General features: G+C 70.6%; 12 protein-coding genes. 8 read left to right on the top strand and 4 right to left on the bottom strand.

Translation table 11 applies throughout. The annotated features are described in order from the left end of the window. Positions 1 to 174 precede the first annotated feature (174 nt). On the top strand, positions 175 to 1062 hold the full coding sequence (locus HBB12_RS16905; protein ID WP_236990413.1) for a DUF3313 domain-containing protein: 888 nt from the start codon (positions 175 to 177) through the stop codon (positions 1060 to 1062). Positions 1063 to 1077: 15 nt separating this feature from the next. Here the strand turns inward: HBB12_RS16905 and HBB12_RS16900 are convergent, their stop codons facing one another. The 3 genes from HBB12_RS16900 to HBB12_RS16890 all read right to left on the bottom strand — a co-directional run bounded on the left by HBB12_RS16900 (position 1078) and on the right by HBB12_RS16890 (position 4526). Continuing rightward, positions 1078 to 1551: a DUF2269 family protein gene (locus tag HBB12_RS16900; protein ID WP_236990412.1), complete on the bottom strand. Its 474-nt coding sequence runs from the start codon at positions 1549 to 1551 to the stop codon at positions 1078 to 1080. Positions 1552 to 1554: 3 nt separating this feature from the next. After that, positions 1555 to 2850, bottom strand: coding sequence for an NAD(P)H-binding protein (locus HBB12_RS16895; RefSeq protein WP_236990411.1), 1296 nt, complete (start codon positions 2848 to 2850; stop codon positions 1555 to 1557). Between the two features lie 491 nt (positions 2851 to 3341). Further along, on the bottom strand, positions 3342 to 4526 hold the full coding sequence (locus HBB12_RS16890; protein WP_442919282.1) for an amidinotransferase: 1185 nt from the start codon (positions 4524 to 4526) through the stop codon (positions 3342 to 3344). 310 nt (positions 4527 to 4836) lie between these two features. On the opposite strand from HBB12_RS16890, the gene HBB12_RS16885 reads away from it, so the two are divergent. From HBB12_RS16885 to HBB12_RS16860, 6 genes are all read left to right on the top strand, one after another. After that, complete coding sequence (locus HBB12_RS16885) at positions 4837 to 5910, top strand: lysylphosphatidylglycerol synthase domain-containing protein (RefSeq protein WP_236990410.1); 1074 nt, start codon at positions 4837 to 4839, stop codon at positions 5908 to 5910. 4 nt (positions 5911 to 5914) lie between these two features. Continuing rightward, positions 5915 to 6565: an MlaC/ttg2D family ABC transporter substrate-binding protein gene (locus tag HBB12_RS16880; protein WP_236990409.1), complete on the top strand. Its 651-nt coding sequence runs from the start codon at positions 5915 to 5917 to the stop codon at positions 6563 to 6565. A 186-nt stretch (positions 6566 to 6751) separates the two neighbouring features. After that, complete coding sequence (hpnI, locus tag HBB12_RS16875; RefSeq protein WP_236990408.1) at positions 6752 to 7936, top strand: bacteriohopanetetrol glucosamine biosynthesis glycosyltransferase HpnI; 1185 nt, start codon at positions 6752 to 6754, stop codon at positions 7934 to 7936. A gap of 77 nt (positions 7937 to 8013) precedes the next feature. Then, positions 8014 to 9450 (top strand): hopanoid biosynthesis associated radical SAM protein HpnJ, encoded by a 1437-nt coding sequence (gene hpnJ / locus HBB12_RS16870; protein WP_236992806.1) that lies wholly within the window; start codon positions 8014 to 8016, stop codon positions 9448 to 9450. A gap of 91 nt (positions 9451 to 9541) precedes the next feature. Continuing rightward, a complete protein-coding gene (gene hpnK, locus HBB12_RS16865; RefSeq protein ID WP_236990407.1) occupies positions 9542 to 10396 on the top strand; it encodes a hopanoid biosynthesis-associated protein HpnK in 855 nt (284 codons plus the stop codon). Positions 10397 to 10462: 66 nt separating this feature from the next. After that, on the top strand, positions 10463 to 11251 hold the full coding sequence (locus tag HBB12_RS16860; protein WP_236990406.1) for a molybdate ABC transporter substrate-binding protein: 789 nt from the start codon (positions 10463 to 10465) through the stop codon (positions 11249 to 11251). A 181-nt stretch (positions 11252 to 11432) separates the two neighbouring features. Here the strand turns inward: HBB12_RS16860 and HBB12_RS16855 are convergent, their stop codons facing one another. Then, complete coding sequence (locus HBB12_RS16855; RefSeq protein WP_236990405.1) at positions 11433 to 14582, bottom strand: autotransporter family protein; 3150 nt, start codon at positions 14580 to 14582, stop codon at positions 11433 to 11435. A 337-nt stretch (positions 14583 to 14919) separates the two neighbouring features. Here HBB12_RS16855 and HBB12_RS16850 point away from each other — a divergent pair, with 337 nt between their 5' ends. Further along, positions 14920 to 15345, top strand: a complete 426-nt coding sequence (locus tag HBB12_RS16850) for a DUF2852 domain-containing protein (protein WP_236990404.1) — start codon at positions 14920 to 14922, stop codon at positions 15343 to 15345. Positions 15346 to 15978 lie beyond the last annotated feature (633 nt).

The raw sequence follows: 15978 nt of genomic DNA, 5'->3' as shown, positions 1-15978 counted from the left end.
CGACGGTCGCCGCCACGCTCGGCTTCCCCCTCCTCGCGGCGACGGCTAGGCTTCACGGCATAACGGCGCGGCGAGCCCGGACGGGCCCGGCCTTGCGCCGCCTGGAGCCGGCCTCCGGGAATCCCATCGGGGTTTCCGGTCGACCGGCTTCGCGTGATCCGGGAAAGCGACCGAATGCGGACGACAATCGAGGCTGCCTTGACCACGCGGGCCGCCCGCCGCGTCGCGGCCGTGGCGACCCTGGCCCTTCTCGCGGGCTGCGCCACGCCGGTGCTGACCCAGACCGGCCTGCTCACGCGCTACGACCACCTGACCTCGAGCGAGGCCACCGCGACGAAGTCGCGGATCTTCCTCGACAAGGCCGCGATGGCCCGGGTGCGCACGGTGCGCATCATCCCCACCACCTTCTCGGCGGCGGTGTCCGGCCCCGACGTGACCGAGCAGGAGCGCCGGGTCGTCGCCAACGCGGCGGACCGGGCGATGTGCTACGAGCTGTCCCTGCGCTACGACGTGGTCTCGTCCGGCCCCGCCGACCTGACCGTGCGCTCGACCATCACCCGGGCGAGCCTCACCAACGTGCCGGCCTCCGGCGTCGCGGTCGGCGCCTCGGCGGCGATCACCATCGCCGCGCAGGTCGGCGTCGGCTTCGCCGACACGATCGGCAAGGTGCCGGTGCCGCGCCTGCCGATCGGGCTCGGCGACCTCACGATCGAGGCCGAGGCCCTGGATGCCCGCCGCCAGCAGCGCGCCGCGATGGTGTGGGCCGGAGGCGCCAACTCCTTCACCAACCAGGCCCGGTTCTCCCCGGTCGCCGACATCTACGACCTCGCCGGCGATTTCGGCCAGGATTTCGGCTCGTATCTCGCCACCGGCGAGGATCCGTTCGAGTCCGAGCTCACCATCCCGACCTACGAGCGCATCCGCGTGACGATGCTGGGCGAGATGCCCCGCGATCCCGACTGCCAGGCCTTCGGCCGGGCGCCCGGCGTCGACGGCATCATCGGCGATTCCTTCGGCTTGCCGCCGGACTGGACCGACAAGGGGCCGACCGCCGGGCGCTGAGCGGGGCGGGGTGGCTTAACAGAAAGATGGCTTGGCGGTCATGAGCCAGAGGATCGCCAGCATCGCCGCGAAGGCCGGCCAGCCGCAGGCGAACCAGATCCGGAACAGCCGGTCGTAGGCCGTCGGCAGCGTCCGCCCCTCGGCGGCCGCCGCCCGTGCCAGGTCGCGCATCCGCAGCTGGATCGCCACCACCGGCAGCCAGAACAGGCCGACGACGACGTAGAGCCCGATCGAGGCCAGGAGCCAGCCCTGGTTCAGCGGCCAGCCGGCGAGACGGGCAAGCGCCAGTCCGGTCACAGGCTGCATCACCGCGGCGGTCGCCGTGAACAGGGCGTCGGCGATCACCACCGTGCCGGCGACATGCGCGACGAGACGGGGATCGCGGGTCCGGTGCGCCACCAGCATGAAGAAGGCGATGCCGGCCCCGGTGCCGAACAAGACCGTCGCGCCGATCACGTGCAGCCAGCGCAAGAGGTCGATCCACGGCATCGCTCAGCGCTCCGCGGCGAGCGCAAGGGCGACCAGCGCCAGGAGCGCGGCGGGTAGCGTCTTCACGTAAACGCCAAGGGGATCGACCCAGAGATCGGGGGCGAGCCACGTCCCGGCCGCCCAATAGGCCAGCGTGCCGCCGATCATCCCCGAAGCGGCGAGCGGCATCAGGCGCCGTACCAGCATCGCGGCTCCGAGGACCAGATCGAGGACGATGCCGGCCGCGACCGCGGCACCGGCGGCGGCCGGTCCGACGCCCCGATCGGTCAGGATCGTCGCCGCGGCATCGAACCGCACGAGGCCGACGAGGCCCGAGACCAGCCAGAACAACGCGAGACCGCCGATGACGGCCGGCTTCAGGAGCCAGAGCCGGCCGAACCAGCGCTCCTGGACGGTGGAGGGCAGGCGGCGCAGGCTGGCGCGCAAGCCCGTCGGTGCCGGGCCGCCGGCGCGCCGCCAGGGGCCGGGATCGCCGGTGACGCCCTCGGTGACCTGCACGAGGGCGGTCCTGCGCAGCGGCGAGCGCCAGCCGAGCCGCCCGAGCCCGTCGCAGAAGGCGACCGCCGGCCGGACGAGGAATCGCGGGACCGCCACGAGCCGGGCCGGGGGATGGCCGAGCCAGGCCCTGAACGCGGCGACGACCTCGGCCAGGCAGTGGGCCTCGTCCTCGACGAGGTCGTAGGCCGCTCGCGGCCGCACCCGCCCCTCGACGGCGAGGCGCACGGCCTCGGCGACGTCGTCGACATGCACGGTCTGGATCGGCCCGGCGCCGCCGACCAGGGCCATGACCAGCGGCATCGAGGCGAGCGCCCGAAGGAGGGCGGTGCCGCCATAGGCGGTGGGGGCCAGCACCAGGCCCGGACGCAGGATCGTCCAGTCGAGGTCGAGTTGCGCCAGCGCGGCATCGGCCGCGTCCTTGGTGCGCATGAACGCGGTCCGCGCGTCGGCGGAGGCACCGACGGCGGAGATCTGCACGATCTTGGCGATCTCGGCCTCGGCGCAGGCCCGGAACAGCGCCCGCATGGCGATGTCCTGTACGGCGCGCACGTCGTCGCCGGGTCCATCCTGGAGCACGCCGGCGCAGTTCACCACCGCGTCGCAGCCGGCGATCACCGGGTGCCAGGCGGCCGGCTCGCTCAACGCCGCGATGTCGCGGGCGATCCAGGTCGCTTCCGGGAAACGCCGTCGCGCCGCCGTGACGTCGCGCCCGAGGGCGACCATCTCGTGACCGGCCTCGAGCAGCCGCGCGAGTACCGCGGCGCCGATCAGGCCGTAGCCGCCGAGTACCAGGATCCTCATCGGGCGACGGCTTTCGGGTGGCGGACGGCCCTGTGCCGCGTCACGCGCCGGCCCTCAGCATGGCCGATGGATGGTGAGGAAAGTGCGAATGGGGCAGGGGGCGTCGGAGGCGCTCGGCCTCCCGCTACGGCAGAAACGCCGTCGCGATGACGAGTTTCGTCGGGAAAACAGAGTATTCGAGGAACGCCCCGGCACAAGAACGAGACGCGGGCTTTCCCCTCTCCCCGCGGGCGGGGAGAGGGCCGTGTCTCTGTTCAAGAGACGCGGCAAGCGGAGGCGGAGCCGGAGCGAGGGTGAGGGGGTGCTTCCGGAGGAGCCTCACTCGTCGAGACCCCCTCACCCTCGCCCTGCGGGCTTGCTGTGTCCCCGGCAAGGGGGACACAGCCCTCTCCCCGCCCGCGGGGAGAGGAGAAAGCCCGCGCCATTCCTGCTCCCGAACCGCCCCGCCGTAGGCGACGAGGGGAAGAGGTATCGACGACGCCGAACGCCGCCTAAAAATAGGACTTCAGCGGCCCACGCCGGCGCACGTCCAGCGTGGCGCAGTGGAACGAGCCGCCGAACGGGCCGTAGGACAGGAACGGCGTCGGGATCGGGTCGAAGCCCCAGTCCTTGAGCGCCTTGATCAGCGTCGGCTGGCTCGCATCGACCACGATCTTCTTCTCGTCGATGGCCAGCACGTTGATCGAGGTCCAGGGCGAGCACATCGAGATCTTGCTCATGAAGCCCTCGACGGGGTCGGGGCGGGGCGCGATCAGCACGTCCCACTTCTTGAGCACCGCCGGCAGCTTCTCGACGTCGATGTAGTCGGGATTGACCAGCACCTTGCCGGGGGCGAGCGGCATGAACGACGAATCGATGTGCATCGGCTGCGGGCAGCGGCTCTCGATCTCGTGGATCCGGAAGCCCGGGCCGAGATGGCGGCGCAGCCACTCGATGCCCATCAGGTTGGTCACGTTGGAGCGGGTGACGAACAGGTCGCGGCCGCAGCGCACGAAGTCGGCCGCGTCGAAGACCGGCTCGAACTCGTTGACCGTGAACTGCATCGGTTCGCCGGCCTTCAGGTTCGGCACCCGGTAGTCGTAATTGTACAGCTCGTCGGTGAGCTGGGGCCGCGGCGCCGAGGTCCAGCGCGCGCCGGCCCGGAAATACTCCTTGAACAGCGAGCGGTAGGCGTCGCCCTCGAAGTAGCGCGAGCGCCAGCACATCGGGCTCTCGATGATCTCGTCGCCGATCACCAGATACGGATCGCGCGGGCAGGCGACGCAGAAGCCGCGCGACGACCAGCGCGGCGCACGGAACTTCTTCGAGAAATCCACGGAATCGGGACGGCGGATCTTCACGCCCTCGCCGGCCAGGATCTTGATGAAGCCGTCCAGCTCCTGTTGAGCCAGCTTCTTCATGAAGCCGGGATACTTCCAGCCGGAGGCGAGCCGGTAGAACGGCTGGGCGGCCCGCGGCAGGTTGAAGATCACCGTCAGGTGGTGGGTCGGGATCGTGGCGCCGTCGAGCGAGCCGACGATCACCTCCTCCAGCGGGTCCCACTCGTTCCAGGCCATGACGGGCGATTGCGGCGACGGGGCGCGGCCGGGCGCCTCGCCCCCGAGGGCCGTCAGGTCGTGCGCGGTCGTGTCGTCGAGCGCGCCGCGCTCGGCCTCGAAGGTCGTCTCCCGATCCATGCTGTTCGTCCCCTGGCGGCCGTCACGAGCGGCCTTCTTTCGCGTATCCGGCCCCCGCCAGCCGGAGCTGGGGCGGGGAGAACGATGCGCCGTAAAGTGAGCTTGCGGCGATGCTGGGGCGGCCTTGCTTGTGCCGAAAAGCCGCGCCGGTGGTGAGTGCCGGTTTCGCCGGCACTGTGTCCGGGCGGTGATAGACAGCGCCCATCAAAGCTGCAACGTGCCGGGGTGCAACGGCGCTGCTTTGTTTCGACTCCGTTGCCGGAATGGCGCGCCCCCTCGAGGCCGCCGCCGCTGCGACAGAAAGAGGGTCATGAAGCGACTGACGACACTGGGCCTGATCGCCGGCCTCTGCACCGTGATCGGCCTGTTCGTCTCCTCGGGACCGGAGGCGGTCGCGGCGGCCCTGTGGGCGTCCGGCTGGGGCGCCGTGCTGGTCGTGGTGGCGCGCGTCGTGGCCGTCGCCTGGGCGGGCCTCGGCTGGTGGATCGTGTTTCCCCGCGGCGAGAGGCCGCTGCTGCGCGCCTGCGTCAGCGTGCGCTTCGTGCGCGAGGGGGTGAACACCCTGCTGCCCGTCGCGCAGGTCGGCGGCGACCTGATCGGCGCCAGGCTCCTGACCCTGCACCGGGTGCCCGGATCCCTGTCGGGCGCCAGCACCCTCGTCGACCTGATGATCCAGGCGCTCACGCAATTCCTGTTCACCGTGGCCGGTCTCGGCATCCTGGTGGCGCTCGGGGGCGACGGGCCGATCGTGCATTACGTGGGCCTGGGCCTCGTGGTGGCGGCACCGGCCCTCGTCGCCTTCTACCTGGTGCAGCGCCGCTTCGGCCAGAGCCTGCTCCAGGCCGCCATCAACCGCTTCGCGGGCGGCCGCGAGTGGCGGATCTTCGGCGCGGTCGACGTGCTGTTCGAGCGCCTGCGCGGCCTCTACGCCGCCCGCGGCCGCATCGTCGCCGCCATCGGCACGCATCTGTTCGGCTGGGTGATCGGCACCTTCGAGGTCTGGATCGCGCTGCGCTTCATGGGCTACGAGGTCGGCTTCCTCGAGGCGATCGTGATCGAGAGCCTGGCGCAGGCCGTGCGCGGCGCCGCCTTCGCGGTACCCGGCGCGCTCGGCGCCCAGGAAGGCGGCCTGATCGCGCTCTGCGCGGTGTTCGGCATTCCGGCCGAGGCGGCTTTGGCCCTGTCGCTGATCAAGCGGCTGGCCGACCTCGCGGTCGGGCTGCCGAGCCTGATGCTCTGGCACGCCATGGAAAACGAAGCCGATCAGGGCCGCTCCCCCGCGGCCGGGATCGGCGCGGCCCTGCGGACATGGCTTCGTCCGCGGCAGGCCCATGTGGCCGCCTACGGCTACGCCGCGGCGCCCGTCGACGGCAAAGGAGAGTAACCTGGTGCAGACCCGACGCGAGACCCTGCGCAACCTGGTGATCGCAGGCCTCCTGATGCCGGCGCTGCCGGCCCTGGCCCAGAATGCCGCCGCTCCCGCCGCGCCTGCGGCCGGGGAGGGCGATCCGGCGGTCGCCACCGTGCGGCGCATGACCGATGCCCTCGAGGCGGCGCTGAAGGCCGCCGACGTGCGCGCCCGCGCCGAGACCCTGGCCGGCCCGATGAAGGAGAATTTCGACCTGCCGGAGATGCTGCGCCTCGGCGTCGGCACCCGCTGGAAGGAGATCCCGGCCGACAAGCAGCAGGCGCTGGTCGCCGCCTTCGAGCCCTACCTGGCGGCGACCTACGCCACCCGGCTCGGGGCCGCCAGTGGCAGCACCTTCGCCATCGACCCGAAGAGCGAGCCGCGCGGCAAGGGCCGCATCGTCCACGTCACGGTGACCGACGGCAGCGGCGACACCTCCCCGGTCGATTACGTGCTGAACGCCGACAACAAGATCACCGACGTCTTCCTTCAGGGCACGGTGAGCGAGGCGGGCACCCTGCGCACCGGCTTCACCGAGCCGCTGCAGGAGGGGGGAGCCGACGCCCTGCTGGCCCACCTGAAGAAATCGACCGAGACGATGCTCGCCGCCCCGGCGCCCAAGGCCAAGTAGCCTCGGCCAAGTAGCCTCGGCCACCTAGCCCCGTCCGACCAGCTTCGCCCAAGCCGCATCGGCCAGACTGCTTCGGAAAGTTGACGACCGACGAATACCGGCCGTCAACCCTTCGATCGCACCCTCAACAACATTGCCCGCCGCGCCCCCCGCGCCGCCAACTCCTCCCAGGGATCGCCCCTCGCCATGGAATGGACCTGGATCTCCGCCCCCCTGATCGTCCTGGCGCTCGCCGGGTGCGTGTACGGCCTGACCACCGCGTGGCTCGCTGGGCGCCTCGCCCGGCGCCCGGTGCCGCGCCTGCCCGCCGGCTCGGCCCGCCCCTCCGTGACCCTGCTCAAGCCGCTCTGCGGCGACGAGCCGAACCTGCACGCCAACCTCACCACCTTCTGCGCCCAGGCCTATGCGGGCGCCGTGCAGGTGATCTTCGGGGTGCAGAACGCCGCCGATCCGGCGATCGCCGTGGTGCACCGGCTCCAGGCCGAGCACCCCTCCTTACGCATCGACCTCGTCATCGACGCCCGCCAGCACGGCTCGAACCGCAAGGTCTCGAACCTCATCAACATGGCGGGGCTCATCGCCCACGAGGTGGTGGTGCTGGCCGACAGCGACATGGTGGTGGCGCCGGACTATCTCGAGCGCATCGTCGCCGAACTGGCCCAGCCGGGCGTGTCGGGCGTCACCTGCCTCTATCACGGCGTGCCGGCCAATCGCGGCGCCTTCGCGCATCTCTCGGCGCTCGCCATCGACACCCAGTTCCTGCCCAACGTCCTGATGGGCACCGGGCTGGGGCTCGCCGATCCCTGCTTCGGCTCCACCATCGCGTTCCGCACCGAGGTGCTCGCCCGGATCGGCGGCTTCGAGGCGATCCGCAACGATCTGGCCGACGACTACACCCTCGGGGCGGCGCTCCGGGCCCAGGGCGGGATCGTGGCGATCCCGAACTTCACCATCGGGCACACTTGCGTCGATACCTCGCTCGCTGGCCTGTGGCGGCACGAGACCCGCTGGAACCGCACGATCCGCAACGTCGATCCGGTGGGATATGCCGGCACGCTCGTCACCCACGCCTTCCCGCTGGCGCTGATCGCGGCTTTGCTGCCCGATTCGGGTCCCTACACGCTCGCCGCCGCCGCCCTGGCACTGGCCTGCCGGATCGTGCTGTGCATGCGGGTCGAGCGGGCCTTCGGCCTCGAGCCGCACCCCTACTGGCTGCTGCCGATCCGCGACCTCCTGTCCTTCGCCGGCTTCGCCTGGTGCTTCATGTCCGGCGCCGTGACTTGGAAAGGTCATGATTATCGGGTCGTTGCGGATGGCACGCTGATCCCGGATTCCGGCCTCGCCCGCGAGTCCGGCGCTCCCTCGACTTAAAAGACATCTCATCGGGCCGCCCGGCGGCCTCTCCGGCCGCCGATGCGGCTCCCCTCTGTTGAGACACCTTCCCGATGATGCGGACCCTCTTCCTCCAGGCCCCCACCTTCGACGGCTTCGACGGCGGCGCCGGCTCGCGCTACCAGGCCAAGCGCGAGATCAAGTCGTTCTGGTACCCGACCTGGCTCGCCCAGCCCGCCGCGCTCGTGCCGAACTCCAAGCTGATCGACGCGCCGCCGCACGACATCAAGCTGCCGGAGATCGTGGCCCAGGCCAACGACTTCGACCTCGTGGTGCTGCACACCTCGGTGCCGTCCTTCAAGTCGGACGTGAAGACGATCGAGGCGCTGAAGGCCAAGAACCCGAAGCTGATCGCCGGCCTGATCGGCGCCAAGGTCGCGGTCGATGCCGCCGGCTCGATGGCCCAGGCCCCTTCGGTCGATTTCTGCGCCCGCAACGAGTTCGACTTCACCGTCAAGGAGGTCGCCGAGGGCGTGCCGATGGCGGAGATCAAGGGTCTCTCCTACCGCAACGCCGACGGTGTCGTGGTCCACAATCCGGACCGCGAGATCATGACCGACATGGACCAGCTGCCGTTCGTGACCTCGGTCTACAAGCGCGACCTGCAGATGGAGAAGTACTTCATCGGCTATCTCAAGCACCCCTACATCTCGTTCTATTCGGGCCGGGGCTGCAAGTCGCGCTGCACCTTCTGCCTGTGGCCGCAGACGGTCGGCGGCCACACCTACCGCACCCGCTCGGTCGCTCACGTGATCGAGGAGATCAAGTACTGCCTGAAGGAATTCCCGCAGACCAAGGAGTTCTTCTTCGACGACGACACCTTCACGGACAATCTTCCGCGCGCGGAAGAGATCGCCCGCGAGCTCGGCAAGCTCGGCGTGACCTGGTCGTGCAACGCCAAGGCCAACGTGCCGCGCGAGACCCTGAAGGTCCTGAAGGAGAACGGCCTGCGCCTGCTGCTGGTCGGCTACGAGTCGGGCAACCAGCAGATCCTGCACAACATCAAGAAGGGCATGCGGGTCGAGGTCGCGGAGAAGTTCACCCAGGATTGCCACGACCTCGGCATCGCGATCCACGGCACCTTCATCCTCGGCCTGCCGGGCGAGACCAAGGAGACGATCCAGGAGACGATCGCCTTCGCCAAGCGGATCAACCCGCACACCATCCAGGTCTCGCTCGCAGCACCCTATCCGGGCACCTTCCTGTACAAGCAGGCGGTGGAGAACGGCTGGCTCGACAAGGACAACGCCGAGCTCGTCGACGAGAACGGCGTGCAGATCGCGCCGCTGCACTACCCGCACCTGTCCCACACCGAGATCTTCAACTCGGTGGAGGAGTTCTACAAGAAGTTCTACTTCCGCGCCCCGAAGATCGCCTCGATCGTCAGCGAGATGGTCCGCTCGCCCGACATGATGAAGCGCCGCCTGCGCGAGGGCGTCGAGTTCTGGCACTTCCTGCGCGAGCGCCAGGGCGTGTCCAAGAAGGCGGCGTAAGCCCCGCAACCGACCGTCCCGCCTGATGGCGGGTGCGAGCCTCCCCGTCCCGCCGGACGGGGAGGCTCTTTCACGTCGAGAGACCGAGCCCATGCCCAAGCCCGCCAAGCGCCTCGTCGTCACCTCCGACGATTTCGGCCTCTCGACCCAGGTGAACGAGGCGGTGGAGCGGGCCCACCGCGACGGCATCCTCACCGCCGCGAGCCTGATGGTGTCGGCGCCCGGCGCCGCGGATGCGGTGGCGCGTGCCCGCGCGATGCCGTCGCTGCGGGTGGGCCTGCACCTCGTGATGGTCGAGGCCTGGCCGACCCTGCCGGCTGCCGACCTGCCCGATCTCGTGGACGCCGCCGGGCTGATACGGGCCGACCAGGGGCGGCTCGGGCTCGATCTGGCGCTGAAACGGAGCGCCCGCCACCAGCTCGCCGCCGAGATCCGGGCGCAGTTCGAGGCGTTTCGCGCGACCGGGCTGCCCCTCGACCACGTCAACGCGCACAAGCACTTCCACATCCACCCGATCATCGCCGGAATGGTTTTGGCGATCGGACGCGATTACGGGATGCGGGCGATCCGGGTGCCGCGGGAATCGCGCGAGGCCTTGCGCCGCGCCGAGCCCGGCGCCGATCCGGGCCTCGCCCTCGACACGGCGCCCTGGGCGGCCCTGCTGCGCGCCCGGGCCCGGCGCGCCGGTCTGCTCACCCCCGACGGCGTGCTCGGCCTCGCCTGGTCGGGCGCCATGAATCCGGCCAGGGTCGAGGGCCTGCTGCGCCACCTGCCGGACGGGCTGACCGAGCTCTACCTGCACCCCGCCACCGCGGGCGGCTTCCCGGGCGAGGCCCCGGGCTACGCCTATGCCGAGGAACTCGCCGCCCTGACGGCGCCGGCGAGCCGGGCGGCGCTCGCGGCCTCGGGTGCGGTGACGGGCGGCTTCTCGGATTTCGCTCGCTGAAGCGCGTAGGCATCGGCTAACGGTGGGGGAGGGCCGGGCACGCGGCCTCCGTCCCGGGAGCCCGACATGCGCCGACTGACGACCTTGATCCGAGGCCTGCGCCGCGCGGGCGGCGGAGCCTCCCTCATCCTCGCCCTCGGCGCGCCAGCGCAGGCGGCGGAGATCACGCTGCTGACCACGGGGGCGTACAAGCCCGTCGCGGCGGTTCTGGTGCCGCGTTTCGAGCAGCGCACCGGCCACAAGGTCACGATGCGCAACGACACTGCCGGAGCGATCGCGCAGGCGATCCGCGGCGGCGCCCGGGCCGACCTCGTCATTCTGACGCTGGATGTCCTCTCCGACTTGATCCGCGAGGCCCGCCTCGCCGGCGCGCCGCCGGTGCCGCTCGCCAAGGTCGGGATCGGTGTCGCGGTCCGGGACGGGGCGCCGCTGCCGGACATCGCCACCCCGGCGGCTTTCCGCGAGGCGCTGCTGCGGGCGCGGGCCGTCGCCATGGTGGATCCGGCCTCCGGCGGATCGAGCGGGATCTACCTCGCGGGGCTCTTCGAGCGCCTCGGCATCGCGGACCGGATGAAGGACAAGCTCGTGCTGGTGCGCGGCGGCCTCGCGGCGTCGCGCCTCGTCTCGGGTGAGGCCGACCTCGCGCTGCAGCAGACGAGCGAGCTGCTGGCCGTCGCCGGCACACGCCTCGTCGGCCCGCTTCCGGCGGAGGTGCAGAACGTCACGACCTATGCGGGCAAGATCCCGGCGGGGGCCGAACAGGCTGAGGCCGCATCGGCGCTCCTGCGCGACCTTGCCGGCCCCGATGCCGCGCCGATCCTGGAGGAGAAGGGGATGGCGCCGCCGGGACGATGAGGCGGGGTGATGCGGTCGGCCAGGGGCCCGTCCGGCTCGTTCTGGAAAAAAGCACCATCCGCTTCGTCGGCCCAGGTTCGTTGCCGGTCCCGCCTCCCCGGTGGGGGCGACACCGCGAGCGCCCATTCACGATGAAAGGACGCGGCTCGCGCCACGCCCCCTTTCCCACCTGTGCCGAGGCTCAGAACCGGTAGGTGAAGGTCCCCTTCACCGCGTGGTCCTCGGCCCGCGAACCCACCTGGCCGGTATACGACACCCCGATCGTCGCCGCCCGCGACACCCGCAGATCCATCCCCGCCGAGGCCACCAGCGCGTCCCGGGTGATCGGGATCCCCGCCGTCACGAAGCTCGGGCCCGTCCCGAAGGCCAGCAACGCCGTCGGGATCACGTCCCCGAAGGCGCGCCGGTAGCCCACCAGCCCGTGCAGCGACACCGGGGCGCCGAAGCCCAGATCGACCTCCGTCTGCCCGCGCACGCCCGCCGTCAGCGTCGGGATCTCCGACAACCGCGAGGCGCCGCTCAGGGCCGCGACGCCACCCGTCTCGGCGAACCGGTCGCGATCGATGCCGACATAGGCCCCGCCCACGAACGGCTCGATGTAGGATGCCGAGACCACCGAGGCCTTGCCGAGCACGCCTGCTCCAAGCGCGATCCGGTAGCCGATCTCGCCGAAGCCCTGCACCGTCGAACCGCCGTAGCGGGCGCTCTCGGTCTCCGAGACACCGGGGAAGACCACGCTGCGGCGCAGGCGCAGGCTGTTGTCGGCATAGACCGCCCCCAGGCGCAGGGCGAAGGGGCCGGCCTCGGTGCCGCCATAGACGCCGCCGAACCCGCTCTCGATCGTACCGCTCGCCGTCTGGCCGGGTGCGTCGAGGGTGGTGCGGGTGTAGCCGCCGGCCACACCGAGCGTGATGCCGCTCTCCAGCCGCAGATCGGCGCCGAGCACGAAGCCGGCGGTGTCGCGGTTGAGGGTGACGGCGTTGCCATCGCTGCGGGCCTGGCCGAAGCTGCCGAAGCCCTGGCCCCACAGGCCGAACACGCGGGGATCGAGCACCCGCACCGGCACCGGGGCGACCGGGGCGGCGCGGCCGGGCAGGTCGGCGGTGTAGGTGGCGGGCAGGCTGCCGTAGTCGCGGGTGGCCTCGCCCGACCCGCGCAGCCGGTCGAGGATCGCCTCGCGGACGAAGAACGCGGTCTCGTATGCGGCCGAGACCGAGCTGGCGTGGATGTCGCCGGTGAGCGCCTGGAAGGCGGTGACGGCCTCCGGCGTGGTGAGGCCGACGGTCCGGTTGTAGAGGCCCGCGCCCGACCCGGCACCCTGGACGGCGTTGGCGACCGCCGCCTGGTTGCGGGACCGGGCGATGGTGGCGAAGGCGATGTCGTTGCGGGTGAGCGTCAGGTCGACTTCCGCCGGCTGGTAGCGGAGCGTCGGGGTGAGGAAGGCGAGGGTGGAGGAGACGCCCGCGAAGGTGCCGGTGACGCCACCGTTGGCCGACAGGATGGTGTAGCCGGTGCGGGGGTCGTAGCGGCCGTTCTGCGCCAGCACCTGGACGGTACCGCCCTGGAGGGTGGCGGCGCCGGTGACGGCGAGGCGGTCGGACTGGCCGCTCGCATTGGCCTCGACCTGGAGCGTGGAGCCGGGTGCGAAGGCGGCGTTGCCGGCGACCGACAGGGTGCCGATGGAGTTGCCGGGGGCGACCGTGGCGCCGGATTGCGCCACGATCCCGCCGACCGTGCCGGTGCCGCCGAGCAGGCCGCCGGCGCCGACCGTGACCTGACCGGTGATGGAGCCGTTGGCGAAGAGTGCGCCGGTATTCCCGATGGCGACGTCGGTGGTCAGCCGGTCGGTGGCGGCCATCTGCAGGGTGCCGATGACGTTGCCGAAATAGCCGGCGGCCGAATACAGGTCGACGCGGCTCCAGTAGCTGAGCGGCGTGCCGTAGAGGGCGGTGAGCGCGGGCGACTCGGTGTTGACGACGATCTGGTTGATCGTGTCCGTGGCCAGCGTGCCGGAGAGCCCGCCATTCGGGGCGATCCGCTGGGCCGCCGCGGAGCTGCCGCCGTAGATCGGGGCGAGCAGGATCGAGGCATCGGGCCCGCCCGCGGGGGCCGTTTCGCGCGGTCCTTGAGCGAAGCTCAGGGTCGGCAGGCCGAAGCTCTGGCGCTGCTGGTAGAGGGCCTGGTTCGCCGCCGACGGCAGGTAGGGGTTGTTCGCGGCGACCCCCGCGCAGGCCGCCACCGAGGCGCCGCACTGGGCCGCGAGATAGATCTGCATCTGGCTCGAAGCCTGGTTGTACAGGCTCGGCAGGTCGATGGCGGTGCCGGTGGTCGCGGCGTTGTTGATGTAGAGCGGGTTGGTGAGACCTTGCGCCAGGTCGTAGGTCGCCAGCGCCCGGCCGCCGATGATGTCGAGCGGGTAGTGCACCCCGAGCACGATGCGGCTCTCGCCGTATTCGGAGGCCCGCATCAGCATGGACTGGTAGGCCTGCGGCGTGGTCATCGCCAGCAGGATGCCGTCGGTGAAGGCGTAGGTGGTGTGGCCGCTCGGGAAGGACGGGTTGGTACTGATGCCGTTCAGCGCCGTCGGGTCGAAGATATTGTAGCGGCCCTGCGCGACCTGGATCGGGCGCGACGAGCCGTAGACGTCCTGGCCTGCTTGCGTGTTGGTCACGCCGTAGGCCAAGTCGTAGACGCTGTCGCGGGTATTGGGCAGGCCGTTGAAGGTCGGCACGCTGTAGCCGGCCGGCGCGACGGCCGGGACCGGCACGTAGTTCGGCGGCGTCGTGCTCGGGTTGGTGGCCGCACCGTTGGCGAAGTAGTTCTTGGCGACGCCGAGATCGTTGCCGGTGAAGCCGTAGGCGCGCGCGAGCAGGTTCACCACGCTGCCGAGGGGGCCGTTCGTCCCCGCGGCGGTGCCGGCGACGTAGATCGGGCCGAGCACCGGGCCGAGGCCGCCGACCGGCTGCTGCGGCACGATGCCGTTGACGACGGTCTGGGCCGGCAGGCCGCCGGCCAGGTTGGCGCCGGCGCCGTAGGTGCCGAGGCCCGCCGACGACAGGGTGTTGGTGGCCGAGCCGAGCAGGTTCTTGTCGCTGATCGCGAGCTGCTGCTGCCGCAAGGTCGCGGTGTTGTTGGTGAAGACGGCCCGGTCGAGGTTCGCTTGCAGCGTCGCCCGGCCGGTCGCCGTGGCGTTCAGGCTCAGGAACGGGCTGAGCAGGTTCAGCACGTTGGCGCCGGTTGGCGCGATGGTGGCGGTCTGGGCACTGGCGCCCTCGGCCGAGAGCGCGGCCGCGGCGAGCGCGATGAGCGAGACGCTGTATCTGAAGAGCATGGCGCGAGATCCCCCAGGCGGCCGGCCGTCCGGCTCCCCCGCCCGTGCCGCACGCTTAAGAAATCGCTACGCTTTGCGCATATTCATAATCTCGTCACAATTTAAATTGCGAGCGTCTGTTGTTGCTGCGGCACATTTTGTTTCTTGCTTGTATAAAAGTCATTTCTTGTTGCGCTGTCGGCTAAACGACTTTGCCGGCAACGGTCCCGGGCGCCACGGCCACGCACCCCGCCCGCCGCACCGTCCCGATTTTTAGCTGCGTGCTCCTCCTTGAAACCGCCGCGGCGACCCCGCATGTAAATGTCGTTCACATTCACATCCTGCGGGAGATCGTGACGTGTCGTATTCCTCTGCCCCCTGGTCGAGCGGCCGCGGCTGCCGCAATGGCCCCTTCCCGCGCCGCTCGCTCGAGATCGGCGCGATCGTCATCGGTTTCATCTATGCGTGGCCGTTGGCCGCGGCCTACGTGGTGTGGAAGCTCATGGGTTATCCGGCTCTCAACGAGATGAAGTCCTTCGCCGAGCGCTCCTTCCGCAACGGGTTCTCGGGCTTCTCCGGCTTCAGTGCGGCCCGCCACGACAGCGGCAACTGGGCCTTCGAGGAGTATCGCCGCAAGGAGATCGAGCGCCTCGAAGAGGAGCGCCGCCGCCTCGAGGAGGAGAGCCGCGCCTTCACCGAGTTCGTGGACGAGCTGAAGCGCGCCCGCGACCGCGAGCAGTTCGACGCCTTCATGGCCCGCCGCCGCGCCGGCTCGAACTACTGAGCCTCGATCGGCCGAACGAGGGGGCGCCGCGGCCTGGATGACGGGTCGGCGGCGCCCTCGGAGAAGATCGACCGAAAAGATGACGGGCCGCAGCGCGCTCCAGGCTTCGATCCTGGAGCGCGCTGCGGCCTTTTGCACGGGCGACGTTGCCCCGATCGTTCATGGCCTCCCTCGGATTGGCGGCGAAGGTCGCCTGCCTGGGGCCGCGGCAGGAGAGGGCGGTCCTGCCGGACGAGGCGGTGCCGGGATGAGCTTCTCGAGACGTCGGATCGATTCGCACCCGTCGCCCGGCGCCGGTCGTGCCGCGGCTTCCGGATTCCAGGCGGCGAGAAGGCGCGGCGGCTCGGCCGGGACGCAAGCGTGCCTTTCCGCCCACGATGCACGCTCAATCGAACCGGAGCGGTAGAATTCGCTTGAGCCGGCGACGCGTTCGCAGGAATGGAACGCAGTAAGTTGCGCACGTCCGTTCCGGTCGCTTTGCGTCGAGGCGGGCCGTTCCGGCCCGCATGCTCGGCTTGCCGCAGCGGAGGAGTCCGTTCGTATGGGTGGGATTTAGGAATTTATAGCTATGATGCGGCAGCCTCGGCGCTTAACCGGATCTTGAATGTCGGCCCCGAGTCTAACAGACTTGCG

It is taken from the genome of Methylobacterium sp. SyP6R (assembly GCF_019216885.1).
Taxonomy (GTDB): Bacteria; Pseudomonadota; Alphaproteobacteria; order Rhizobiales; family Beijerinckiaceae; genus Methylobacterium.
Note: the sequence above shows the minus strand (reverse complement) of the source record. Positions and strands in the feature narration are given on the sequence as shown.